The organism is Campylobacter sp. VBCF_06 NA8 (assembly GCF_027737825.1).
Classification (GTDB): domain Bacteria; phylum Campylobacterota; class Campylobacteria; order Campylobacterales; family Campylobacteraceae; genus Campylobacter_B.
Map to the genome: position 1 here is coordinate 107,344 of NZ_JAOVUB010000002.1, position 22,731 is coordinate 130,074.

The following is a 22,731-nucleotide window of genomic DNA, read 5'->3' on the forward strand; positions in this document are numbered from 1 at the left end:
CCAAATTTCAATCATACTTCACAAAAAGATGATGATTTTAAAACCATTTTTCCATTGAGATAGTTAAGTTGGATATCTATCACCAATACGCCTTTTTTGAAAATCATTGATTTGAAATTCTTTTGCAATTCCTCAAACGCTGGCGTTTTGGCGCAAGAAAACAGAGCAATTTCTTGGTTTTGCACATAGATCGAAACGACGAAATTCCCAGGATTTTCATCGTCTTTTGCCGTGTTTAAAAAAATCTCTTTTGCATCGAAAGCCTTGGTTTGCGGACAGCCGTCTCCTGGAAATTCGTTGATTAAAATTCGCACATTAACTCCTTTTGATAGAATTTCGTAATTTTATCCAAAACAAAAGAATTTTGGCGCAAAATTTTAGAATTTTAAAATTTTGCATCAAATTTTGAAAATTTTATCTAAATTTATTCGGATTTAATCCGCCGATTCGTGTGCCTTTGGCTGTTTTGTTCGCGCCGGTTTCGTCTGTGTATGTGAAACTCGCATCGCGCATTGATTTCATCGTGGCTTGATTGTGCGCTAGTTCGCACGCATTTGAGGCACCTGCGCTCATACCATCTATGCGCACCCAAGCACCCATGTATTCGCTCACGCCGTAAGTTAGGGCATAGCAAGGTTTGTTTTTGACTCTGATGTGCATTGACACGCTACCGCCGTTAGCTAGGCACGAGCCGTTGCCTGCGTGCGCGCCACCAGCGGCTGAGCTAAATGTGGCGACATTGCTCATAAAATTTGGATTGTTGCTAAGACAGCCGTTTGCGTTGTAGTAGTTTGTGATATCGCTAGTAAGGGTCTTTATATTTGTCATCAATCGCACGATTTCGGCATCGTCCCTGCTGGCGTTCATTCTAGGCAGAGCGATACTAGATAAAATTCCTAAAACAACGATAACAAAAACAAGTTCGATCATAGTAAAAGCATTTTTCATAACCTGCTCCTAGCTAAATTTTGGGTGATTATACAAAAATTTGAAAAATAAAAAAAGAGTAGGGCGCGTTTGCGCCCATAAATTTAGATTTTTGGAATTCTGATTTTTTGACCTGGATAGATTAGGTTCGCGTCTTTGATGACTTCGCGATTGGCCTCGAAAATCACAGGGTATTTGTTAGCATCGCCGTAGAATTTCTTAGCGATTTTTGAAAGGTTGTCGCCTTTGACGATAGTGTAGTAGTTCTCTTCGCTATCTTCATTGACGCCTTCGATTTCTACGCTTGAAATTCCATTTACATTTCCTGCGATTAGAGCGGCTTTTTCAAGAGTTTCTTTGTCGGCGTTTCCGCTTACTTTAACGACATCGCCCTCGATTTTGACATCTAAGCCCTCGATTGGGGTAGAAGAGAGGTTTTTGGTAATCTCGTCTTTGACATTTTGCTCGTCGTTTCCGATACCAAGTAGCTTTTTACCAGCATTTGCAACAAATGAAAGTAATCCCATTTTTTCTCCTTTGATGAAAAATAAAATGTGATTTTAACGCAAGATAGTAAATATTTGAAAAAATGAAAATTTGTGATTATATTGCAAGAAATGAGAAATAATTTATGAAATTTTAGTTTTGTAAATTTTGCATAATTTGTCATTGCGAGCTTTTGCAGAAAGCGAAGCAATCCAGGGAAATTTAAATTCGAAATTCAACCTAAATTTAGCATTGAACGATTTTTTGAATTTTAGGCGAAATTTTGAAATTCTCCGTAAGGGGGAGGGCGCGCTTTTTGCGAGACGCTACCCTCCCCCTTACCAACCCCCACCCCTGTAAAACGCTAGAAGTGGCTGAATTTAGAAAAACTTCGTTTTTCTAAATTCAGCTGGTTTTATTTTTACGGAAATGCTTCGCATTTCTTTGCAAATTTTACTTTTGGGTAGCGATTTTGCCTTTTAGCTCTTCGAGTTTTGCGATACGGTCGCTTGTGCTAGGGTGTGTGCTAAAAAGCTGAGAGAAATTCGCCTTAATCCCGCTAAATGGGTTTATGATAAACATGTGCGCAGTCGATCCCGTTGCAGAGTGCATGCGGTAGTTTTTGGCGTAATTATCTAGCTTGGATAGAGCGGAAATCAGCCACTCGGGGTGCCCTGTAAGTGCGGCTGCACCGGCGTCTGCTTTGAATTCTCTGGTGCGTGAGATCGCCATTTGGATTACGCTAGCAGCTAGAGGCATTATCACGGCTCCAATTAGCAAGAAAATTCCGTTTGCGCCACCGCGATTTTGCGAGTTTGAGCCCGCAATCGCGCCAAATTTGGCGAAATTCGCTAGCATTGCGATTGCGCCTGCAAACATCGCAGCGACCGAGCCGATTAGGATATCGTAGTGATTAACATGGCTTAGCTCGTGAGCTAGCACGCCCTCGATTTCTTGCGGGCTCATTAGATTTAGCAGGCCTTGTGTAACGGCGACTGCGGCGTTGTTTGGGTTGCGACCTGTGGCAAAGGCGTTTGGAACCTGCTCGTTGATGATATAGATTTTTGGCATTGGCAAATTCGCCTTAGCGCAAAGGCGATCGATTATGTCGTATAACATAGGCTGACTTTCGGCAGTTACAGGCGTAGCGCGGTAGTGTTTCAAGACTAGTTTGTCGCTGAAAAAATAGCTGAAAAAATTCATACCGCACGCCACGACAAACGCCATAATCATACCCTTTTGTCCGCCAATTAGGCTACCGACGAACATAAAAAGTAGCACGAGCCCGCTCATTAGCAGGGCGGTTTTTATTTTTTCCATATATCCTCCTTGGATAAATTTTTCGCACTGATTTTTGTGTCTAAATTTTTGATTTTTCCGCCTAAATTTTTGGTTAGACCGATTAGGCCTTGCGGATTGATATGCGGCAGGTGAAATTTACGCCCGCCAGCAAAAAGCCCGCTTAAAAAGGATTTTGGGCGGTTTGCGATGGCTTCTTTGAAAACCACAGCGTCGATTCCAAGCTCGGCAAGCTGTTTTAGGGCGCGAGTGGAGCTGGCAAACATCGCGATTTTAGCGTCAAAAAGATAGTCGTTGGCTAGCTTTTGCGCGAGTGGGGCGGTTTTTTTATTTACGATGATAAATCTCGCACCTGCGCCGTTTGCGAGCAAAATTTCGTTTAGGTTGTTTGTAATGACGCTGAAATTTTTCTCCGTGCTTTTGGCTAGCGAGATTAATTTAGGATCAAATTTAAAGAGCAAATTATCGTATCTGAAAACCTCGTCTGTGTGTTTGATAGCGTAAAACGGCTCGTAATCAACCAATTCATGCCCTAGAATAATCATTTTTTTTCCTTTATTTTTGCCAAGCAAGATTTGCAAATTTGGCGAGAATTATGCGAGATAAGCGCGCTAGTTTCGTAGTATGTCCCGCACTCATCGCAAGGCATTAGCGCTGTTGGCTCTTGCTCGCCATTTGTGTCTGCGCTCTCGCCCTTTTTGGCGCGAAATTTCGGCACGATTAAAAAATAAATTAACGCAATAATTATCGCTAATGATAAAATTTTTCCCATTTTTGGCCTTTTAAATTGGTTTTGAAATTTCACTTATTAAAAGATAATTTCTATTCTCTTCGTTAAAAACTTGCGTCTTTGCGCCTGTGAATTTTACCCTAAATTCGGTGATTTCATCATCTACGTTGCTGCCTTTATAGAGCAAAAAGTGCGTATTGCTATCATAAAATCCATCGCAAATTTCGACTAAATTTTTCGTTTTCATCACAGCTCTTGAAGTTATCAAATCAGCCCTAAATTTTAGCGAATTTTCGATTTTTTCTCTATGAATTTCGACATTTTTTAGCCCCAAATTTACCTTCGCGTATGTCAAAAATGACGCTTTTTTGGCGATTGGCTCGTATAAATGCCATTTCGTGTGGTTTAAAACCATAGCCAAAAATATCGCCGGAAACCCAGCCCCACTACCGATGTCAATGGCGATTTTAGGGTATTTTGGGATAAATTTCACCCCACCGATACTATCAGCGATAATTTCGCTTAAATCATCGTAATTCGTAAGGCTGTGGATTGCGTTAAATTTACGCAGACACTCGCCGAATTTATCGCATTTTTCGTCGAAATTTTCAGGCAAAATCAAATTCACAGTAAATGCCCCATTTTATCTTTTTTAGTTCGCAGATAATTCTCGCTAAATTCGTTAGCTTTGATTATAATCGGTATGCGCTCGACGATCTCCACACAGTGCAAATTTGATAGCTTTTCAGGGTTGTTTGTGAGTAAATTTATCTTTTTGATTTCATAGTGTTTTAGGATAAAATCCACGATTTCGTAAGTTCGCTCATCTGCCTTGAAACCTAGCTGATGATTTGCCTCGATTGTATCAAATCCCTTATCTTGGAGCGCGTAGGCGTTGATTTTATTTAGTAGCCCGATATTTCGCCCCTCTTGGCGCAGGTATATCACCATACCGCCGTTTTTTTCTATGTATTTTAGGCTCTCTTCGAGTTGGTCTCTACAATCGCATTTTAGGCTTCCGATCGCATCTCCCGTGAGGCACTCGGAGTGGATTCGCACATTTACGATTTCATTTAACGGCATTTTTGCGATTACTAAGTGTTCTTTTTCGTTTTCTTTGAAGGACTGCACCTTAAATTTACCGAAGCGTGAGGGCAAATTTGCAATCTGCGAAATTTGAATATTCATATAAAATTTACTCCATTTGTGATATTATAAATCGATGATTTTACCCAAAAAAGGAAAAACAATGTTTAAACGATTTAGAAGAGTGCGCATAAATCCCGTAGTAAGGGAACTCGTGCGCGAAACTTCGTTAGAGATGAGAAATTTTATTTACCCGCTTTTTGTCGTTCCTGGAAAAGGTGTCAAAAACGAGATAAGCTCCATGCCGGGCGTTTTCCAGCTGAGTTTGGACGAAATTTTAAAAGAGTGTGAAATTTTATCAAATTTGGGAATTAATAAAATTTTACTTTTTGGAATTCCAGAGGTTAAAGACAGCATTGGCTCTGACGCGCTTAGCGATGATGGCATAATCGCCACTGCGCTTCGTGCGATTAAGGATAAATTTCCAAAATTTATGGTGATTACAGATTTGTGCTTTTGCGAATACACTGACCACGGACACTGCGGGATACTAGATCATGTTCATCAAACCGTAAATAACGACGCCACGCTTGAAATTTCAGCCAAACAAGCCCTAATCCACGCCAAAAACGGCGCTGATATGATAGCCCCAAGCGGTATGATGGACGGCATAATCACCACTTTACGCTGCGCACTTGATAGCAATGGATTTGAAAATTTACCGATTATGGCGTATTCGACGAAATTTGCGAGCGGGTATTACGGGCCGTTTCGCGATGTGGCGGAGAGTGCGCCTAGCTTTGGCGATAGAAGCTCGTATCAAATGGATCCAGCAAACCGCCTAGAAGCGATAAATGAGAGTTTAGAAGACGAGGCACAAGGGGCTGATATTTTAATGGTAAAACCAGTACTTGCATATTTGGATATAATCCGTGATTTGCGCGAGCGCACACTGCTTCCGATTTGTGCGTATAATGTCAGTGGCGAATACGCGCTTTTAAAAGGCGGAGCGAAGCTTGGATTGATCGATTATGAGCGGGTTTTAATGGAGACTATGATAAGCATAAAACGCGCAGGAGCGGATATGATAATCTCATATCACGCAAAAGAAATAGCTGAGCTTTTGCGTAAATTTAGCTAAATTTAGGAGTGAGTATGCGACATTTTTTGACTTTTGAAGATTTTAGCAAAGATGAAATTTTTGAAATTTTGCGCCTTGCGGCTGAGATTAAAAAAGAAGCCAAAGCGAAGGATTACAAACCGTATCTAAAAAACCAAACCCTAGCAATGATTTTTGAAAAAAGCTCGACTAGAACGCGCGTGAGCTTTGAGACTGGTATGTATCAGCTAGGCGGACAAGCGCTGTTTTTAAGCTCGAAAGATATTCAACTAGGTCGTGGCGAGCCTGTGCGTGATACTGCGCGCGTGATTTCTAGCATGGTCGATATGGCTATGCTTAGGGTTTATAAACAAAGTGATTTGGAGGAATTTGCCAAATACTCAGCTGTGCCTGTGATAAACGGCCTTAGCGATTATTTGCACCCTGTGCAGTTAATCGCGGATTATCTTACTATGCAAGAGCGCGCGAACGGCGATTGCGTGGCGTATATCGGGGACGGAAACAATATGGCGCACACTTGGATTTCGCTGGCTTCGATTTTGGGATTTGAGCTTAGAATCGCTACGCCAAAGGGCTATGAAGCTGACGCTTCTATCGTAGCGCAAGCTGAGAAAAACGCCAAAATTTCAGGGGCAAAAATCATCTACACTCACGATCCGCGCGAGGCAGTCTGTGGCGTAGATGTGGTTACGACTGATACTTGGGTTTCAATGGGACAAGAGAGCGAAAAAGAGCGCAAGGTTAAGCTCTTCGAGGGATTTTGCGTAGATAAAGATATGATGAGCCTAGCCAAAAAAGATGCTATTTTCTTGCACTGCTTGCCAGCGTATCGCGGATACGAGGTCAGCGATGAGGTGATAGAAGGCCACGCAGGCGATGTTTTTAGCGAGGCTGAAAACAGACTGCACGGCCAAAAGGGCGTAATGGTATGGCTAGATAGACACAGAGGTAATTAAGTGGAAAAAAACGACAAAGCATTAACAAAAATTGATCAAATCAATGAATTTTTCGGTATCGAGGACGCTAATAGCACGGTTTTTGAGATTTCGCACGACCCGCAAACAAACGAAAAAAAACTAACACTAAAAAAGGGTTCATGGAGCGACGAGGAGCCGTGGTTTGGGATAGATGAGAGTGGCGAGCTGCACACAATGGTATCTTTAAAATCGCTAAATAATCTAATCCAAGTCGCAAAAGGGGCGATTGCAGAGAATTTCAACCTAAAATTAGAGCGCTCGATTTTACAGCAAGCCCCAGTGGATTTTGGCGATGCGTGGATCGTGTGCATGGACGAGATCCGCAAAATCACGAGCGAAAACCCAAGCATAAAAAAGATAAATTTAGATTTAGACGCCATAGTTTCGCGCGTGAAGCAATCACACCCAAATTTATTTATTGATATCGAAGAGTTAGTAAGGAGCAGAAATGGCAAACATTGATTTTGACGCGTATGCTAAATTTTCGCGCCCAGGACCGCGCTATACGAGCTATCCCACTGCGCTAGAATTTAGCCAAAATTTCAGCTACGAGCAGTATATAAACGAGCTAAAAACCCAAGATAAAAACGCCCCGCTTTCGCTTTATTTTCACATGCCGTTTTGCCGTTCGGCGTGCTATTTTTGTGGCTGTAATGTCATCTACACTGGCAAACGCGATAAAATGGACAGGTATTTAGACTACATAAATCGCGAAATGGATATTTTGTGCGAGCATTTAGACGCTAGCAGGATTGTTACGCAAATGCACTTTGGTGGTGGCACACCGACATATTTCGACGCGAATCAACTTGATCGCCACATAAAAAACATAAAAAAACATTTCAAAAATTTCAGTGCTGATGCTGAGATTAGCTGTGAGATTGACCCTAGATTTCTTTCGCAGCAGCAGCTTGATGTGCTTATTTCGCATGGATTTAACCGCATAAGTTATGGCGTGCAGGACTTCAACGAGCGCGTGCAAAAAGAAATCCATAGAATTCAGCCTTATGAGCTGACAAAAAGCGTAATGGATATGGCGCGAAAGGCTGGGATAAAGTCGATTAATATGGATTTGATTTATGGTTTGCCATATCAAAATTTAGCGACTTTCCAAGAAACGCTAAATTTAGCCCTTAGCCTTAACCCAGATCGTTTTGCGATATTTAATTACGCCCATGTTCCATGGATAAAAAAATCTATGCGAAAATTTGACGAAAGCACGCTTCCTGCGCCAAAAATCAAGCTTGAAATTTTAAAATTTACCCATGATTTTTTGACCGCTAATGGATACGAGCCAATCGGCATGGATCACTACTCTAAGCCAAGCGACGAGCTTCATGCTGCGCTTAAAGACGGCACGCTTCATAGAAATTTCCAAGGTTACACCACAAAAGGTGGCGCGGATTTGGTGGGCATTGGGCTTACTAGTATCGGCGAGGGCGTGAGGCATTATGCGCAAAATTTCAAAGATATGGCGCCGTATGAGGAGGCGATTGATAGCGGTAAATTGCCGTTTTTCAAAGGAATTTTGCTAAATAGCGAGGATTTGCTTCGCAAAGATATCGTAATGAGCCTAATGGCGAATTTTAGGGTAAATATCAAAGAGATCGAAGCCAAGCATAATATTAAATTTTTTGAGCATTTTGCAAATTCGCTAAAAGAGCTTGAATATCTTAAAGATTTTGTGAAAATTTCAGATGATGAGCTTAGCGTAACGCCGACTGGAACGCTTCTAATCCGCAATATCGCAATGTGCTTTGATGAGTATATGCACAAAAATTTGGGCGAGAAAAAATTCTCAAAAACGGTGTAAAAAATGTATGATTTCAAAACCCTAAGCGATAAATGCGTAAAATGTGGCAAATGTATCCCCTCATGCACGATTCATAATATCAATAGCGACGAAGTTACCAGCCCGCGCGGGTTTTTGGACCTGCTTGGTGCGGTCGAGCGGGGCGAACTCGAACTTGATAAAAATATGAAAAATATCTTTGAGAGCTGTTTTTTATGCACAAGCTGCGTCGATGTGTGCAACGATTCCCTACCTACCGATACTGCGATTGAAAATATGCGCCACAAAATTGCGCAAAAATTTGGCATAGCGTGGTATAAAAGGGCTGCGTTTTGGTTTTTATCTCACCGCAAAATTTTGGATTTGGCAGCTAGGCTAGGGTATTTTTTCGTGCCGTGCGCCTTTAAGACACAAAAAGACAGCGAGCGCGGAAATACGATGAGACCGCGATTTTCGGTGCCGATGATGAGCGTGGAGCGCACACTGCCTAGCTTAGCAAAAAAAAGCTTTATGAGCTCGCACGCCGAATTTATCGACAATGGCGGGAGCAAAACTATCGGGCTTTTTATCGGCTGTATGGGAAACTACGCATATACAGGCATTGGCGAGGCGTTTTTGAAAATCGCAAAAGAGCTTAAAATCAATGTGAATTTGATGAAAAAGCAAGCCTGCTGTGGCGCGCCGCAGTATTTCACGGGGGATTTTGCCTCTGTGGAGAAAAATGCGAAATTTAACATAGAGTATTTTGAAAAAATGCTAGTTAATCTCGACGCTATCGTCGTTCCAGAAGCCACATGCTCTGGTATGCTAAAAGTCGATTATGTGCATTTTTTCGAGGGCGATTCGCATTGGCAGGAGCGCGCAAAGGCTGTGGCGAGTAAAATTTATCTAGCGACGGAGTATTTTGATAAATTTACAAATTTAAAAGAAATTTTATCAGAGCGCGGAAAAATAGGGCAAATCACTTACCACGATCCGTGCCACTCACGCAAAATGCAAGGAATTTGGCGCGAACCACGAAATTTGCTCTTGCAAAATTATGAAATAATCGAAATGCCAAACGCCGATCAATGCTGTGGATTTGGCGGTGTAACAATGCAGAGCGAAAAATATCATCTCTCGCGCAAGGCTGGGCTTGATAAGGTCGCCTCGCTCAAAGATACTCCCCTAAAAATCGTAAGTGCGGAGTGTAGCGCGTGCAGAATGCAACTAAATAACGCCTTTGGCTTATCTGAGATCGATATGAAATGTGTAAATCCGTTAGAATTGATTGCTAGGGCGTTGGGGTAGCATGGGTTAAACCTAAATTTAACCCCAAATTTCAATCTTCGTAGGCGTTTTCTTCTGCTTCTGGCTCTTTTGGGCTGTTTTCTTGGATTAGCATGCGGTTGGTTTCGATCTGTTTTTTTAGCTCGTCGTAGTTGCTCTCGGCTTGGTTTAGTCGCTTTTCTAGCGCTGTGATGCGCTTTTCGGAACGAGAAATAAAATAATACACCACATAAATCATAAATATAACGATAATCCAAGGAACGATTTTCATCTTTTTACCTTTTTGTAAATTTCAAAGCGTGATTATAGCATAAGTTAAATTTACCAAAATTTTAACTTTTAATTGCTTGGTTTTAAGGCGAAAAAAGATACAATATAAGCTTTATTTTTAGGTAATGGACAATGAAAAAGATAATGGGCAAAACCAAAGATAGTCGCGAAAATATCGCCATTAGGCTTGTTAGATTTATGCAGTTAGCATTTTTAGGTGAGAGTTTTAGAAAGAAAGATTTAGAAAACGAATTTGGCGTGGGCGATAGGACTATACAAAGGGATTTAAAGGCGCTTAGAGCGCACGGCTTTGAGTTTGAAACCAAAAACGGCATAACTCACGCAACTGCGTTGGGGGGGGCTTTTTAAACACTCACTCGCTTAGCCTAGCACGAAATTTAGGCGTTAGCGAGATTTTCCCTAGCTTTGGGGAGAACGAAATCACAGACCTTTTAAACGGCGTTTATAAAATCGACGCTAAATTTGAAAAATTCATTGCAAATTCTACGCTGAAAAATGATTTCAACGACATTTGCAGTGCTATCAAAAATCACTATATTTTAAATTTCACTTACGCCGAAAAACCACGCACGGCTAATCCCTATGCTTTTATTTTCCGTCTTGGGGTTTGGTATGTGCTATGCGATGAAAAGGGCGTTTTAAAGACATTTACATTTGAGAAAATTTCAAATTTAGATGTTTTGGAACAAACTTTTTCGCCAGAAAATGAAAAACTAGCACAAATCAAAGAAAACAAAAACCACTGGTTTTCATCGGCTCCTGTGGAAGCTATTTTGCGACTAAGTATCACAGCAACGGCATATCTAAATCACAAGCAGTTTTTTATAAAACAAAAAATCACAAAAAAAGATGAAAAATTTGCCTATCTTAGCGTAACGGCGGCATTTGAAGATGAAATTTTAAATTTCGCAAAACTTTACCTGCCGTATGTGAAAATCATCGAACCTGCGAATTTGCAAAGTAAATTTGAAAAAATTCTGCAAGATTATTTGGAAAAAAGTGCCAATGCGACAAATACTGACGGGAAAATTTCTTAAAATGAGTAAATTTATTGTGCTTTTTGGTGCGATAAAAATTTACTTTAAGGAAAGAAAAATGAACGAATTTGTCACAGCTACGGAAAAAAGGGTAATGGAGTTGAAGTTAAAATTTGCCAAAAAACGGGGTTTATTAAAAAAGATTGAAGAAATAACACCTGAGTTTTTAAAAATCATAGCCCAAAAAACAAACGGCGATGATACAGAGCTAGAAAACGAAGCGATTTTATATATAAAGCAAAAATATGGAATTAAGCTTGTGTCTGAAATCAAACACTTGATTTCAGGCGATTTTTATCGTAATCATAGCGATGAAGCCATACATATCGCAGATATTTTAATGCCAGAACGACCCATTATATCAGCAGAAATCGATAAAATCAAAGAAGAAATTCTATATTTGAAAACGAAAGAGCTTCAAAAAGAAATCGATTTTAAAAAGGAAAGCATTGAGAGATTTAAAGAAGAGATTAAGGATTTACAAGCAAGATTGAAGATGAAAAAGGCGATAGTGGAAGCATATTTGATAATATGACAAATCCTGTCGCAAGAGTTTCGTAAAATACCATAAATTTTTTACGAAAGGATTGAAAATGCTAAAACTTTGTTTAGGTTTGGTTGGCGGCGAGTTATTGTGTTTTGTAAATAGACACGAAGAAAATGATAAATTCGCTAAAAAAGTGAATAAGTTTTTAGAACGAATTTATGGTAGCCAAGAGTGCATAGATAAAATAGCCCTTAGGCTTTGGCTGAGTGGTGGCGGATATTTTGACTTTGGCAAGAGTGCAAAAAGTTGCAGGGCGTAAAGTCAAGATTAGAAAAAATTTAAATTTGTGAAAGGATAAAAAATGTGGAAGTTTTTCTTAGGTTTAGGCGTAGGTGCGATAGCAGGAGTAGGTGCGTTAGCGTATGTCAAAACTAGGTGCGAAGAAGACGCCGAATTCGCCGAAAAAGTAGATGATATTTTAGAAAGTGTTTATAGTGGCTTTGAGAGTGCAAAAAATGCCATAGAAAGCACGGCTTCAAACATTTCTGAGATAGTCGATGAAAAATGCGAAGAAATAGATAAAGCCTTTGGCTGGGGCGAGAAAAAGGAACAAATAGTTTCATAAAGCCAAAATAGCGTGATTTGCAAGATTTTTATCTTGCAAATTCGCCGTGTTCGCACAAGTGCAAACGAAATTTAAAAGGAATAAAACATGAAAGAAAATTTGTCAATTTGTAACGATAATGATTTTTATGAAATAATGAAAATGAAAGATATAAAGATAATATTAGAAAATACCGAATTTACATTTGGAGAGTTAGAGACCTTGTTTAATGTGCCAGATGATGAATTAGACGAGAATTCTAAAAAAAGAAAACAACAAATAATAGAAGATGTAAAAAAAGCAAATATTGAATTAGAGAAATTAGAGAAATCGTGTCAAGAAAATGAAAAGAAATGGATAAAATTAGAAAAAAAACTTACGAAACAAGTAGAACAAATGGAGCAAATAGCACAACGATGGGAAAAACTATGTGGCGAAGACAAATATGAGTAGATAATAAATTGGTTTTTAAGAAATTTAACTTTTTACGAAAGGACTGAAAATGTTTAAATTTATTTTGGGTGTTGGTTGTGGTGCGATACTAACGATAAAAGCCATAAAATCACAGCGATTGTTGCAAGTATGGTTGATGAGAGATTTAAGAAAATAATTTTTTTAAAGGCAGGATTAAATGGTAAATATTTACGATAGAGTAAAGTCGGAGATTGAAAATATAGAAAAAAATTTAGAAGTTACAGATGATTTCAATACTAGCGAAAATAAAGCAAAAACAGAAGCTCTTAAACAGATACAAGAATTTCGTCAAAATTCATTTGAGAAATTGAAAAAGTTACAATCAAATCAGGATTGGAAAAAATTTTGTATAGCATTTTACGGTGAAACAAATGCTGGCAAATCTACGCTTATAGAAGCTTTGAGATTATATCTAAATGAAAAAAATAAAATAAAAGAACATGAAAATTTAATTTTGTTACAAAATGAGATTAAAAAAGAGATAAAAGATTTTAAAAACAATATAAAAAATTTATCTATTTTTGAAAAGATAACGAATTTTATCAAAGGTAAAAATGTAAAAATAGAATTTCGCAATTTCTTGAAAGTAATGAAACAAAAACACATAGCATTGCCATTTGACGGAACAATAATTGGTGATGGTAGAAGTGATTTTACTAGAAAAAGTGCGAAATACGATTTTGCACATGATGGTAAAGAATTTATCATTATGGATTTACCCGGTATCGAAGGTAAAGAGAGTGAAGTAATAGATGAAATTCTATCAAGCACACAAAAAGCCCATATTGTATTTTATATAAAAAATGAGCCAAGACCACCACAAAAAGGCGATGAAAAAACTATCGGAACGATTGAAAAGATAAAAAGTCATTTGGATGATATGACAGATGTTTATGCCATTTATAATAAAAGCATTACAAATACTAGATTTTTAAAAAGAGAATTTTTAAATGACGGCGAAATAGCTGGGCTCAAAGAATTAGATGAAAAAATGGGTGAAATTTTAGGAAAACATTACAAAGGACATTTTGCCATATCGGCACAACCAGCTTTTTATGCTAATGCTAAATATTTGCAACCAAATTCTAAATTTAAAAATGATAGCAATAAATTTTTAAAAGAATTTAGTAAAGATGAAATTTTGCAAAAAACACTTTTTATAGAATTTGTAAATTTTATAAAAAATAACTTAATACCAAATAGTGAAAAAAAGATAAAACAGGCAAATTTATATAAAATACAAATGGTATTAGACAATGGGATAAATATGCTAAATAAACTTTTGAACGAAATGTTTATCCCGCTTCGTGATAAATTTAAAAGCGAATTAGCAAATGTAAATTTTAAGTTAGATGAGACTGTTAATATTACCAAAGATGAAATAAAACGAGAACTGAAAGATACGATATATAGCTATATAGTCGATGCTAGAAAAAGACTTTATGAATTTGTAGATTCTGATATAAGCAATGATGAATTAAAAAATCGCATAGATGATGAAATTAAAAATGTTAATAAAAAAATGGAAAGTGAATATAAAAATATAATTGATAAAAATATTATTAGTATGAATAATGAAATAAAGAGAATAATTGAAAATTTGGAGCGTAGAGCAAAATCAATAATTGAAAATATAAATTCACAAATAAATCTAACTAAAACAAGCAATGAAGTAGATACAAAAAGCGGTTTTGATATGTTAAAATTTATTGGTGGTATAACTAGTATTGGTGGCGGTATAGCAATATTACTTAGTGGTGGTTGGGTTGTTGCTGGTTTGGTAGGTATAGCAGTTGGAGCAGTTGCTTTTTTAAAATCTATTTTGTCATTTTTTAGTGATAAATACAAAAGAGCTCAGCAGAAAAAAAGTATCGATGAAAATTTAAGAAAACATGAGAACGAAGCATATTCTAGCATTGATAAAGATTTGAATACAATATTTGAAAATATTAAAAATGAAGTAAAAAAAATCAAAAATCAATTGGATATAGAAGTAGGTGCTTCTTCGCAGAAGCTGTGTGATATTTTAAGCAATAGTATCAACGAGATAAAACAAATATCTTTTAAAATTGAACAGGAGGCAAAGATATGAACGAAACATTGCAAGAATTTGGAAAGCAAAAAAGTGATGCTTTGGAAGTATTACAAAGGCTTAAAAAGTTTTTAGAAAACGGAGAAAATTTAGGTATAAAGATAGATGAAAATCTAAAAGATAAGCTCAAAGTAGCTATGAGCGAAACAGAAAATACAAAATTAAAAGTTTGTCTTATTGGTGGTTTTAGCGAAGGTAAAACTTCCATAGCAGCGGCTTGGTTGGGAAAATTAGACAAAAGCACGATGAAAATTAGCGAACAAGAATCATCTGATGAAGTTAATGTATATAACGATGACGAAGTAGATATAGTCGATACTCCCGGGCTTTTTGGTTATAAAGAAAAAACAAATGACAGAAAAGAGATAGAAAAATATAAAGACATAACTAAAAAATATGTTAGTGAAGCAAACATTATTTTATATGTTATGAATTCGAAAAATCCAATAAAAGATAGTCATAGTGATGACCTAAAATGGCTTTTTAGAGAACTTTCTTTGTTGAATAGAACAGTATTTGTATTATCTAGGTTTGATGAGATAGCTGATTTGGAAGATGAAAATTCATACAATAACGAATTTATAATTAAACAAGGAAATGTCATTTCTAGGTTAAGTGAAATTTTAAATCTTAATGATAAAGAGAAAGCTGAAATCAGCGTAGTTGCCGTAAGTGCAAATCCGTTTGATGAAGGTATAGAATATTGGCAGAAAAATTACGATGAATTTATGAAAATTTCCCATATTAAAAATTTACAAGATAACACAAAAGAAAAAGTAATCAAAAATGGTGGAGCATTGGCACTAGTTAATCAAACTAGAAAGAGTATTATTAAAGATATTTTAAATACCCAAGTGCCAAAGACAAATAAGGCTTATGAAGATGCGAAAGCTAATAGTAAAAATTTGGAAATAGCACTTAAACAAATTTCTAGTGAATTAAAAAGCGTAAAAAGTAAAATTTCAAGGGCAAGGATAAATTTAAAAGAATTTGTTGGAAAATATTTCACTGATATTATTTTACAACTTAATAATACTGATTTAGAAACTTTTAAAGAATTTGTAATAAGAGAAATTGGAGACAAGGGTATAAATATAGAAGTAAAGATAAAAAATAAATTTGAAGAAGAAACCAGTTCTATATTAACAGAATTAGAAAAAGTTAAGACAACATACATAGAAGAAACTAGTTTATTTGAAAGCACTATGTTAAGTGCTGGAAAGAGTGGGTTAAACTCATTAGCTAATTCCGGCGTAATAAATGCTGAAAATATTAAATTAGCAAGAGATGTGGTTACTAGTGTAGCAAAATTTTTTAATATAGATTTGGTTATAAAATTTAAACCTTGGGAAGCAGTTAAAATAGCTAGTAATTTAAATAAGGCTATACCGTTCATTAGTGCAGGAATTGAAGCTTGGGAAACATATTCGGACTATAAAAAACAGCAAAAATTTTTAGAAATAAAAAATGATATGACCGATGATTTTAACAAGAAAAAGGCGGAATTGATTAATTTTATAGATAGTGATGACTTTGTGAATAATTTGTTTGAAATATATCCAAAATTAATGTCTGGTGTAAGCAATATTCAAAAAGAGTTGAACGAATTAAAGGAGCGTGAAGTTGGGTTTAAGGCTTGGAAAGAACAAGCAGAAGAAATTATTGATGTTGAGATTATTTAACATGCAAAATATCCTTATCCTTTACAACCCGTATTTCAAGGCAAATGTCATCGAAGAGCATTTAAAAATTTTGCTTAGCAAAGGCAAGGTCGCATTTGGCAAGGTCAGGGCAAAGGATAGGGATATGATAAATTCCGACGAAAATGCCCTAAATGAAATTTATGCCGGTGCAAACGCAGACGAAAACGGCTATTTTCAGCTGTTTTTGAGCGATTTTTCTAGCCTTTATGTCGCAAAGGTCATCGCTGTCAAGGACACACTAGATGATGAGATAAGCCCAAGCTACTATGCAGATTTAGAAGTGGAGAAATGGTTTATTTTAGGTGATTTGCGTGAGCTTGTGCGAAACGATTTCGAACGCGTCAGAGATGATTTTTTAAGCGGATTTTTGGTGCGTGGCAGGACTTACCGCATTTATGGCAACGACTATGTTTATCCGCTTGTGGTAGAACAAAAAAATTCGCTTGATTATTTTTCTAGCGGTGAGTGTTTTTACAAAAATGTCTATAAAAGTGCCGAATTTTTGGGTGTAAAAGAAAATTTAGCAAGGTATTGTTTCGGCGAGATTTTTCATATCTTACATATCGACAGCGTGGAAAATCTAGTCTCAGCCGAGATCGAATACCTAGCCAACAAAGATGATAAAATTTACGATTTTAGTGCTATTTCTATGAGATATTCTAAGGTCATGGAGCTTGAAATTTACGAATTTGTCAAAATTTTATTTAAAAGGCTTTGTATTTTTGACAAAGAGATTTTAGCCGTGCCTTACTCGGTGCAGGGCAAGGACTACACCGTGCGAGATATGTTTGAAATTCGCCCAAATTTAGGCACTTACAAATTTTTATTTAATCAAATTAGGATTAAAAAAGCAATTCAGAGGCTAAATGATAGAAATTTAGAAAATTTTCTACTTTACATCTTGCTTGGCGAGATAACTGCCCTACAAAGTGTGCGAAATCCAAGCGTGCATAAAAAAAAGGCGAGCCTGCGTGAGATAAATTTGCTAAGAAGCAGAATTTTAGGCATAGGGCGAGACGGCGCGATACCTGCGCTTTTGCGAGAAAAACAAAAAATCGATTATAAAGGATAAAAAATGAAAATCAACGGCATAATTCCAGGAAAACCAAAGCTAGTAAAATGTCCAAAATGTGGAAATTTGCAAATTTTTATTTTTAGTTGCACGAAGCCGTTTGCGGTGTGCAAAAAATGCGGAAACATAATACCGCAGCAAAAAGGGGAGTAAAATTTGAAATTTTGACTTAAAATTTTCAAAAAAACCTTGACAAAGATTTTTTTTTCAGATATAATCCAAACTTCAATTTCAAAATGCTGGTGTAGCTCAGTTGGTAGAGCTACTGCCTTGTAAGCAGTGGGTCGGCGGTTCAAGTCCGTTCACCAGCTCCATTTTTTTGTAACAGTGTTTGACCAGATTTTCATTAGGTGAGATACTCAAGTGGCCAACGAGGGCAGACTGTAAATCTGCTGACTATGTCTTCCGTGGTTCGAATCCACGTCTCACCACCATGAATCTATGCGGGAGTAGCTCAGTTGGCTAGAGCATCAGCCTTCCAAGCTGAGGGTCGCGGGTTCGAGCCCCGTTTCCCGCTCCATTTGGGTTTTACTGGGAGCTGTAAAAACTTAATGCTTTTATACGCTTTTATATCCAAATTTCGTCTTACATTGTCAGATAGTAGGTAGCGATTTCTCTTGGCCAGGGGTAATGCTCATATGGCTCAGAGGTAGAGCACTTCCTTGGTAAGGAAGAGGTCGCGGGTTCAAGTCCCGCTATGAGCTCCATTTAGAAAATTGCTTAGTTTTTTATTGTGTAACCACAAATTAATAACGGAGGATATGATGGCTAAAGAAAAATTTACTCGTAACAAGCCACACGTAAACATTGGTACTATTGGTCACGTCGATCATGGTAAAACTACTTTGACAGCTGCTATTTCTGCTGTTCTTTCTAGAAGAGGTCTTGCTGAGCTTAAAGATTACGACAATATCGATAATGCTCCTGAGGAAAAAGAGCGCGGTATCACTATCGCTACATCTCACATTGAGTATGAAACAGAGTCTCGCCACTATGCTCACGTTGATTGCCCAGGCCACGCTGACTATGTTAAAAACATGATTACTGGTGCTGCTCAAATGGACGGCGCTATCCTAGTTGTTTCAGCAGCTGATGGTCCTATGCCACAAACAAGAGAGCACATCTTGCTATCTCGCCAAGTTGGTGTTCCATACATCGTTGTTTTCCTAAACAAAACTGATATGGTTGATGATCCTGAGCTTCTAGAACTAGTTGAAATGGAAGTTAGAGAGCTTCTAAATGAATACAACTTCCCAGGCGATGATACTCCAATCGTAGCTGGTTCAGCACTTCAAGCTCTTGAAGAGGCAAAAGCTGGTAACGACGGCGAGTGGTCAGCAAAAATCATGGATCTTATGAACGCTGTTGATAGCTATATCCCAACTCCAACTCGTGACACTGATAAAGATTTCTTGATGCCAATCGAAGATATCTTCTCAATCTCAGGTCGTGGTACAGTTGTAACTGGTAGAATCGAAAAAGGTGTTGTTAAAGTAGGCGACACAATCGAAATCGTTGGTCTTAAACCAACTCAAACAACAACAGTTACTGGCGTTGAGATGTTTAGAAAAGAGATGGATCAAGGCGAAGCTGGCGATAATGTCGGTGTATTGCTAAGAGGAACTAAAAAAGAAGAGGTTGAAAGAGGTATGGTTCTATGCAAACCAAAATCAATCACTCCTCACACAAAATTTGAAGGTGAAGTTTATATTCTAACAAAAGAGGAAGGCGGACGCCACACTCCTTTCTTTAACAATTATAGACCACAATTCTATGTTAGAACAACAGATGTTACTGGCTCAATCACTCTACCTGCTGGCACAGAGATGGTTATGCCTGGTGATAATGTTAAAATCACAGTTGAGCTTATCGCTCCTGTTGCTCTTGAACAAGGAACAAGATTCGCTATCCGTGAGGGTGGCAGAACTGTTGGTTCAGGTGTTGTTTCAAACATCATTGCATAATTTTTATACAGACGGATTTTCGAATCCGTCTGTTTTTTTAAATTTAAGGAAGTAATATGGCAAAAAATTCAAGTAGAGTAAAAATTGGTCTAAAATGTTCTGAGTGCGGAGATATCAATTACAGCACTTATAAAAACAGCAAAACAACAACAGAAAAATTGGAACTTAAAAAATACTGCCCTAGATTAAAAAAACACACACTTCACAAGGAAGTTAAGCTTAAATAAGTTTATAGGGCAATAGCTCCAACGGTAGAGCGCCGGATTCCAAATCCGATGGTTGGGGGTTCGAATCCCTCTTGCCCTGCCACGAGGATAGGGATTATGGAAAAAATTAAAGAATATTATAGACAAGCAAGAATAGAATTAGATAAGGTAATTTTTCCAACAAAAGAGCAAACAAGAACTGCTTATATTTCAGTAGTTGTTGTGGTTGTGGTCATAGCGTTATTTTTGGCTTTGGTAGATTTTCTAATGTCTACTGCAATTACTGCATAGAAAGGTTTTTTTATGGCACATAAATGGTATGCAATTCAGACTTATGCTGGCAGTGAAATGGCAGTAAAAAATGCTATCGAAGCTCTAAAAGCTGATGAGATGCTTGCAGATAAAATCGGTGAGGTTTTAGTTCCCACAGAAGATGTTATCGAGGTCAAAAACACAAAACAAACTATCAAAGAGAGAAGTTTATATCCTGGATATTGTTTTGCAAATTTAGATTTAGACACTACTTTGTGGCATAGAATTCAAATTTTGCCAAAAGTTAGTCGCTTTATCGGCGAGGCTAAAAAACCTTCTCCTTTATTGGAAAAAGATATTGCAATAATTCTTGAAAAAATCAATAATCGTCAAGCGCCAAAACCAAAAATCAATTTTGATGAGGGCGAGACTGTTAGAATTATCGATGGACCATTTGCGAATTTTAATGGTATTGTCGAAGAGTATGATATGCTTCACGGCAAGCTTAGATTAAATGTTTCTATCTTTGGTAGAAGCACGCCGATTGAAATTTCATATTCACAAGTCGAAAAGATAATTTAAAAATTTAATAAGGAGTATAGTAAATGGCTAAGAAAGTTGTTGGTGAGATTAAATTACAAATCGCCGCTACAAAAGCAAATCCAAGTCCGCCAGTTGGTCCAGCTTTGGGTCAAAAAGGCGTAAATATTATGGAATTTTGTAAAGCATTTAACGAGCGCACAAAAGATATGGCAGGTTATAATATCCCTGTTGTTATCACTGTTTATGCTGATAAAAGCTTTACATTTATCACAAAACAACCACCTGCGACAGATTTGATTAAAAAAGCAGCTAAAATCGACAAAGGTTCAGACAATCCTTTGAAGAAAAAAGTTGCGACTTTAACAAAAGCGCAAGTTTTGGAAATCGTTGAGAAAAAAATCGCTGATTTAAATACCAACGATCGCGAACAAGCAGCTAGAATCATTGCTGGTTCTGCACGCTCTATGGGTATTACCATAGTAGATTAATCTTTTGACCGCTAAGATTTAAATAAAAGCGGTAGCACTTTAAAATTGCGGAGAAATATATGTCAAAAAATTCGAAAAGATTTAATGAACTTTTGAAAAAAGTTGATTCTAATAAACTATACAATATATCTGAGGCTATCGATACAGTAAAAGGTCTAGCATCTGCTAAATTTGACGAAACTGTTGAAATCGCTCTTAAACTAAATGTAGATCCACGCCACGCAGACCAAATGGTTCGCGGCTCTATCGTTTTACCAGCTGGCACAGGCAAGAGCGTCCGCGTTGCTGTTATCGCAAAAGATGCAAAAGCAACTGAGGCACAAGAGGCTGGTGCTGATATCGTAGGCACAGATGATTTAATTGAGGAAATCCAAAAAGGTATTATAAATTTCGATGTTCTTATCGCTACTCCAAATTTAATGGGATTAGTCGGTAAAGTAGGTAGAATTCTTGGACCAAAAGGCGTAATGCCAAACCCTAAAACAGGCACTGTTACAATGGATGTAGCACAAGCTGTTAAAAACGCAAAAGGTGGTCAAGTAAATTTCCGCGTTGATAAACAAGGAAATATCCACGCTGGTCTTGGAAAAGTAAGTTTTAGCAAAGAACAACTTTTGGATAATGTCACAACATTTATCAAAGCCATTAACAAACACAAACCAGCTACTGCAAAAGGTAGATATGTGACTCATGCAGCACTTTCGCTAACTATGAGCCCAGCTGTTACTCTTGATAGCCAAGAAGTTATTGATTTAAAATAAAAATTTAAAATTTTTATCTTAGATTGGAGATAGTTCAAGGTCGCTTTGACTTAATTGATTTAAATTTAACTAGCTTAAATTTAAATCTCTTGGCTTGAAATCACCGATCGGAAAGGAGAAACCTAATGACGAGAGATGAAAAATCACAAATCGTAGCAGAACTAAGCGAAGCTTTCAAAAATAGCGAAGCTATTGTTATATCTGATTTCAAAGGTCTAGATGTTAAAAAACTAGAAGAACTTAGAAATAGCGCTCGCGAGCTTGATGTAAAAGTCAGAGTTATCAAAAACACATTAGCAGCTATCGCTTTGAAAAACGCCGAAAAAGATGGTATGAGTTTCAAAGATACAAATATTTTCTTATGGGGCGATCAACTTTCAGTATGTAAAGTTGCTGCTAAATTTGAAGAGAAAAACGAAGCATTTGCACTTAAAACTGCTTATGTCGATGGTGAAGTTACTAGCATCGAAAAAGTTCGCGCGCTTTCAAAAATGCCAAGCAGAGACGAGCTTATCGCAATGTTACTTCAAGTCTGGAACGCACCGATTCAAAATTTTACAATCGGCTTAAATGCGCTTAAAGAAAAAAAAGAACAAACAGCATAAAATAAAAATTTAGGAGAAAAACAATGGCAATTACAAAAGAAGATGTATTAGAATTCATTTCTAATCTTTCAGTTTTAGAGCTTAGCGAATTAGTTAAAGAATTCGAAGAGAAATTCGGCGTTAGCGCAGCTCCTGTTATGGTAGCTGGCGCAGCAGGTGCAGCAGCAGGTGCAGCAGCAGCTGAGGAAAAAACTGAATTCGATATCGTATTAGTTGATGCAGGCGACAAAAAAATCAATGTTATTAAAGTCGTTCGTGCTCTTACAGGTCTTGGTCTTAAAGAGGCAAAAGACGCTACTGAGTCTACACCATCTGTTCTTAAAGAGGGCGTTAGCAAAGAAGATGCTGAAAAAGCTAAAAAAGAGCTTGAAGAAGCAGGCGCTAAGGTCGAACTTAAATAATCTCGCAAAATTTATTAGTTTTGCAAATCATAATGTGTGTCGGTGTGCAAGCGCCGACACTTCTT

32 protein-coding genes and 5 tRNA genes are annotated in these 22,731 nt (G+C 37.4%); 28 read left to right on the plus strand and 9 right to left on the minus strand.

The genetic code is table 11. From position 1 onward, the window contains the following. Nucleotides 1-11: 11 nt before the first annotated feature. The 8 genes from OFO10_RS03040 to ribA all read right to left on the minus strand — a co-directional run bounded on the left by OFO10_RS03040 (nt 12) and on the right by ribA (nt 4,630). Nucleotides 12-314, minus strand: coding sequence for a hypothetical protein (locus tag OFO10_RS03040; RefSeq protein ID WP_270865162.1), 303 nt, complete (start codon nt 312-314; stop codon nt 12-14). A 100-nt stretch (nt 315-414) separates the two neighbouring features. After that, the gene (locus OFO10_RS03045) at nt 415-948 is read right to left on the minus strand and encodes a type II secretion system protein (protein WP_270866046.1); all 534 of its coding nucleotides are present in this window, start codon (nt 946-948) and stop codon (nt 415-417) included. 83 nt (nt 949-1,031) lie between these two features. After that, entirely contained in the window at nt 1,032-1,454 is a 423-nt protein-coding gene (lysM, locus tag OFO10_RS03050; RefSeq protein WP_270859298.1) for a peptidoglycan-binding protein LysM, read from the minus strand. A gap of 412 nt (nt 1,455-1,866) precedes the next feature. After that, nucleotides 1,867-2,733: a zinc metalloprotease HtpX gene (gene htpX / locus OFO10_RS03055; protein WP_270866047.1), complete on the minus strand. Its 867-nt coding sequence runs from the start codon at nt 2,731-2,733 to the stop codon at nt 1,867-1,869. Further along, a complete protein-coding gene (locus OFO10_RS03060) occupies nt 2,721-3,257 on the minus strand; it encodes a hypothetical protein (RefSeq protein WP_270866048.1) in 537 nt (178 codons plus the stop codon). The genes htpX and OFO10_RS03060 overlap by 13 nt, the downstream gene beginning before the upstream one ends. Continuing rightward, complete coding sequence (locus tag OFO10_RS03065) at nt 3,254-3,484, minus strand: hypothetical protein (RefSeq protein WP_270866049.1); 231 nt, start codon at nt 3,482-3,484, stop codon at nt 3,254-3,256. The genes OFO10_RS03060 and OFO10_RS03065 overlap by 4 nt, the downstream gene beginning before the upstream one ends. Nucleotides 3,485-3,494: 10 nt before the next feature. Continuing rightward, nucleotides 3,495-4,070, minus strand: coding sequence for a 16S rRNA (guanine(527)-N(7))-methyltransferase RsmG (gene rsmG, locus OFO10_RS03070; protein ID WP_442867979.1), 576 nt, complete (start codon nt 4,068-4,070; stop codon nt 3,495-3,497). Beyond that, complete coding sequence (ribA, locus tag OFO10_RS03075) at nt 4,067-4,630, minus strand: GTP cyclohydrolase II (RefSeq protein ID WP_270859302.1); 564 nt, start codon at nt 4,628-4,630, stop codon at nt 4,067-4,069. Before ribA ends, rsmG begins: the two co-directional genes overlap by 4 nt. A gap of 61 nt (nt 4,631-4,691) precedes the next feature. Here ribA and hemB point away from each other — a divergent pair, with 61 nt between their 5' ends. The 5 genes from hemB to OFO10_RS03100 are packed head-to-tail and all read left to right on the plus strand — an operon-like array spanning nt 4,692 to nt 9,707. After that, nucleotides 4,692-5,669 (plus strand): porphobilinogen synthase, encoded by a 978-nt coding sequence (hemB, locus tag OFO10_RS03080; RefSeq protein WP_270866050.1) that lies wholly within the window; start codon nt 4,692-4,694, stop codon nt 5,667-5,669. A gap of 14 nt (nt 5,670-5,683) precedes the next feature. Beyond that, a complete protein-coding gene (gene argF / locus OFO10_RS03085) occupies nt 5,684-6,604 on the plus strand; it encodes an ornithine carbamoyltransferase (protein ID WP_270866051.1) in 921 nt (306 codons plus the stop codon). Then, entirely contained in the window at nt 6,605-7,087 is a 483-nt protein-coding gene (locus tag OFO10_RS03090) for a DUF2603 domain-containing protein (RefSeq protein WP_270865587.1), read from the plus strand. It begins immediately after the preceding gene. Then, a complete protein-coding gene (gene hemN, locus OFO10_RS03095) occupies nt 7,074-8,438 on the plus strand; it encodes an oxygen-independent coproporphyrinogen III oxidase (protein WP_270866052.1) in 1,365 nt (454 codons plus the stop codon). Before OFO10_RS03090 ends, hemN begins: the two co-directional genes overlap by 14 nt. Nucleotides 8,439-8,441: 3 nt before the next feature. Beyond that, nucleotides 8,442-9,707 carry a (Fe-S)-binding protein gene (locus OFO10_RS03100; protein ID WP_270866053.1) on the plus strand — a complete coding sequence of 422 codons (1,266 nt, stop codon included), beginning with the start codon at nt 8,442-8,444 and terminating at the stop codon, nt 9,705-9,707. 31 nt (nt 9,708-9,738) lie between these two features. On the opposite strand, the gene OFO10_RS03105 is transcribed toward OFO10_RS03100, so the two are convergent. Continuing rightward, nucleotides 9,739-9,957 carry a hypothetical protein gene (locus OFO10_RS03105; RefSeq protein WP_270859308.1) on the minus strand — a complete coding sequence of 73 codons (219 nt, stop codon included), beginning with the start codon at nt 9,955-9,957 and terminating at the stop codon, nt 9,739-9,741. 131 nt (nt 9,958-10,088) lie between these two features. On the opposite strand from OFO10_RS03105, the gene OFO10_RS03110 reads away from it, so the two are divergent. From OFO10_RS03110 to rplL, 23 genes are all read left to right on the plus strand, one after another. After that, a complete protein-coding gene (locus OFO10_RS03110) occupies nt 10,089-10,325 on the plus strand; it encodes an HTH domain-containing protein (RefSeq protein ID WP_270866054.1) in 237 nt (78 codons plus the stop codon). 161 nt (nt 10,326-10,486) lie between these two features. After that, nucleotides 10,487-11,014 carry a WYL domain-containing protein gene (locus OFO10_RS03115; protein WP_270866223.1) on the plus strand — a complete coding sequence of 176 codons (528 nt, stop codon included), beginning with the start codon at nt 10,487-10,489 and terminating at the stop codon, nt 11,012-11,014. 58 nt (nt 11,015-11,072) lie between these two features. Next, a complete protein-coding gene (locus OFO10_RS03120; RefSeq protein ID WP_270866055.1) occupies nt 11,073-11,549 on the plus strand; it encodes a hypothetical protein in 477 nt (158 codons plus the stop codon). A gap of 58 nt (nt 11,550-11,607) precedes the next feature. After that, nucleotides 11,608-11,820, plus strand: coding sequence for a hypothetical protein (locus tag OFO10_RS03125; RefSeq protein WP_270866056.1), 213 nt, complete (start codon nt 11,608-11,610; stop codon nt 11,818-11,820). A 42-nt stretch (nt 11,821-11,862) separates the two neighbouring features. Next, on the plus strand, nt 11,863-12,126 hold the full coding sequence (locus OFO10_RS03130; protein WP_270866057.1) for a hypothetical protein: 264 nt from the start codon (nt 11,863-11,865) through the stop codon (nt 12,124-12,126). A gap of 87 nt (nt 12,127-12,213) precedes the next feature. After that, nucleotides 12,214-12,558, plus strand: coding sequence for a hypothetical protein (locus OFO10_RS03135; RefSeq protein ID WP_270866058.1), 345 nt, complete (start codon nt 12,214-12,216; stop codon nt 12,556-12,558). Nucleotides 12,559-12,736: 178 nt separating this feature from the next. Continuing rightward, on the plus strand, nt 12,737-14,671 hold the full coding sequence (locus OFO10_RS03140) for a hypothetical protein (protein WP_270866059.1): 1,935 nt from the start codon (nt 12,737-12,739) through the stop codon (nt 14,669-14,671). Next, nucleotides 14,668-16,353, plus strand: a complete 1,686-nt coding sequence (locus OFO10_RS03145; RefSeq protein WP_270866060.1) for a LeoA/HP0731 family dynamin-like GTPase — start codon at nt 14,668-14,670, stop codon at nt 16,351-16,353. Before OFO10_RS03140 ends, OFO10_RS03145 begins: the two co-directional genes overlap by 4 nt. Then, nucleotides 16,337-17,446 (plus strand): HP0729 family protein, encoded by a 1,110-nt coding sequence (locus OFO10_RS03150; RefSeq protein ID WP_270866061.1) that lies wholly within the window; start codon nt 16,337-16,339, stop codon nt 17,444-17,446. Before OFO10_RS03145 ends, OFO10_RS03150 begins: the two co-directional genes overlap by 17 nt. Before the next feature lie 3 nt (nt 17,447-17,449). Next, nucleotides 17,450-17,599, plus strand: coding sequence for a hypothetical protein (locus tag OFO10_RS03155; protein ID WP_270859318.1), 150 nt, complete (start codon nt 17,450-17,452; stop codon nt 17,597-17,599). An 85-nt stretch (nt 17,600-17,684) separates the two neighbouring features. After that, nucleotides 17,685-17,760, plus strand: a tRNA-Thr gene (locus OFO10_RS03160). A gap of 35 nt (nt 17,761-17,795) precedes the next feature. Continuing rightward, nucleotides 17,796-17,880, plus strand: a tRNA-Tyr gene (locus tag OFO10_RS03165). 9 nt (nt 17,881-17,889) lie between these two features. Further along, a tRNA-Gly gene (locus tag OFO10_RS03170) sits at nt 17,890-17,966 on the plus strand. 112 nt (nt 17,967-18,078) lie between these two features. Next, nucleotides 18,079-18,153, plus strand: a tRNA-Thr gene (locus OFO10_RS03175). 57 nt (nt 18,154-18,210) lie between these two features. Continuing rightward, a complete protein-coding gene (tuf, locus tag OFO10_RS03180; RefSeq protein WP_270859319.1) occupies nt 18,211-19,410 on the plus strand; it encodes an elongation factor Tu in 1,200 nt (399 codons plus the stop codon). Between the two features lie 56 nt (nt 19,411-19,466). Beyond that, nucleotides 19,467-19,637 carry a 50S ribosomal protein L33 gene (rpmG, locus tag OFO10_RS03185; RefSeq protein WP_270859320.1) on the plus strand — a complete coding sequence of 57 codons (171 nt, stop codon included), beginning with the start codon at nt 19,467-19,469 and terminating at the stop codon, nt 19,635-19,637. A gap of 6 nt (nt 19,638-19,643) precedes the next feature. Further along, nucleotides 19,644-19,719, plus strand: a tRNA-Trp gene (locus OFO10_RS03190). A 14-nt stretch (nt 19,720-19,733) separates the two neighbouring features. Next, nucleotides 19,734-19,907: a preprotein translocase subunit SecE gene (secE, locus tag OFO10_RS03195; RefSeq protein WP_270859321.1), complete on the plus strand. Its 174-nt coding sequence runs from the start codon at nt 19,734-19,736 to the stop codon at nt 19,905-19,907. Between the two features lie 12 nt (nt 19,908-19,919). Then, entirely contained in the window at nt 19,920-20,450 is a 531-nt protein-coding gene (gene nusG / locus OFO10_RS03200; RefSeq protein ID WP_270859322.1) for a transcription termination/antitermination protein NusG, read from the plus strand. Nucleotides 20,451-20,473: 23 nt separating this feature from the next. Continuing rightward, nucleotides 20,474-20,899 carry a 50S ribosomal protein L11 gene (rplK, locus tag OFO10_RS03205; protein ID WP_270859323.1) on the plus strand — a complete coding sequence of 142 codons (426 nt, stop codon included), beginning with the start codon at nt 20,474-20,476 and terminating at the stop codon, nt 20,897-20,899. 59 nt (nt 20,900-20,958) lie between these two features. After that, complete coding sequence (gene rplA / locus OFO10_RS03210) at nt 20,959-21,660, plus strand: 50S ribosomal protein L1 (RefSeq protein ID WP_270866062.1); 702 nt, start codon at nt 20,959-20,961, stop codon at nt 21,658-21,660. Between the two features lie 125 nt (nt 21,661-21,785). Continuing rightward, nucleotides 21,786-22,265 (plus strand): 50S ribosomal protein L10, encoded by a 480-nt coding sequence (gene rplJ / locus OFO10_RS03215; protein ID WP_270859325.1) that lies wholly within the window; start codon nt 21,786-21,788, stop codon nt 22,263-22,265. Between the two features lie 23 nt (nt 22,266-22,288). Further along, nucleotides 22,289-22,666: a 50S ribosomal protein L7/L12 gene (gene rplL / locus OFO10_RS03220; protein WP_270862320.1), complete on the plus strand. Its 378-nt coding sequence runs from the start codon at nt 22,289-22,291 to the stop codon at nt 22,664-22,666. Nucleotides 22,667-22,731: the final 65 nt, after the last annotated feature.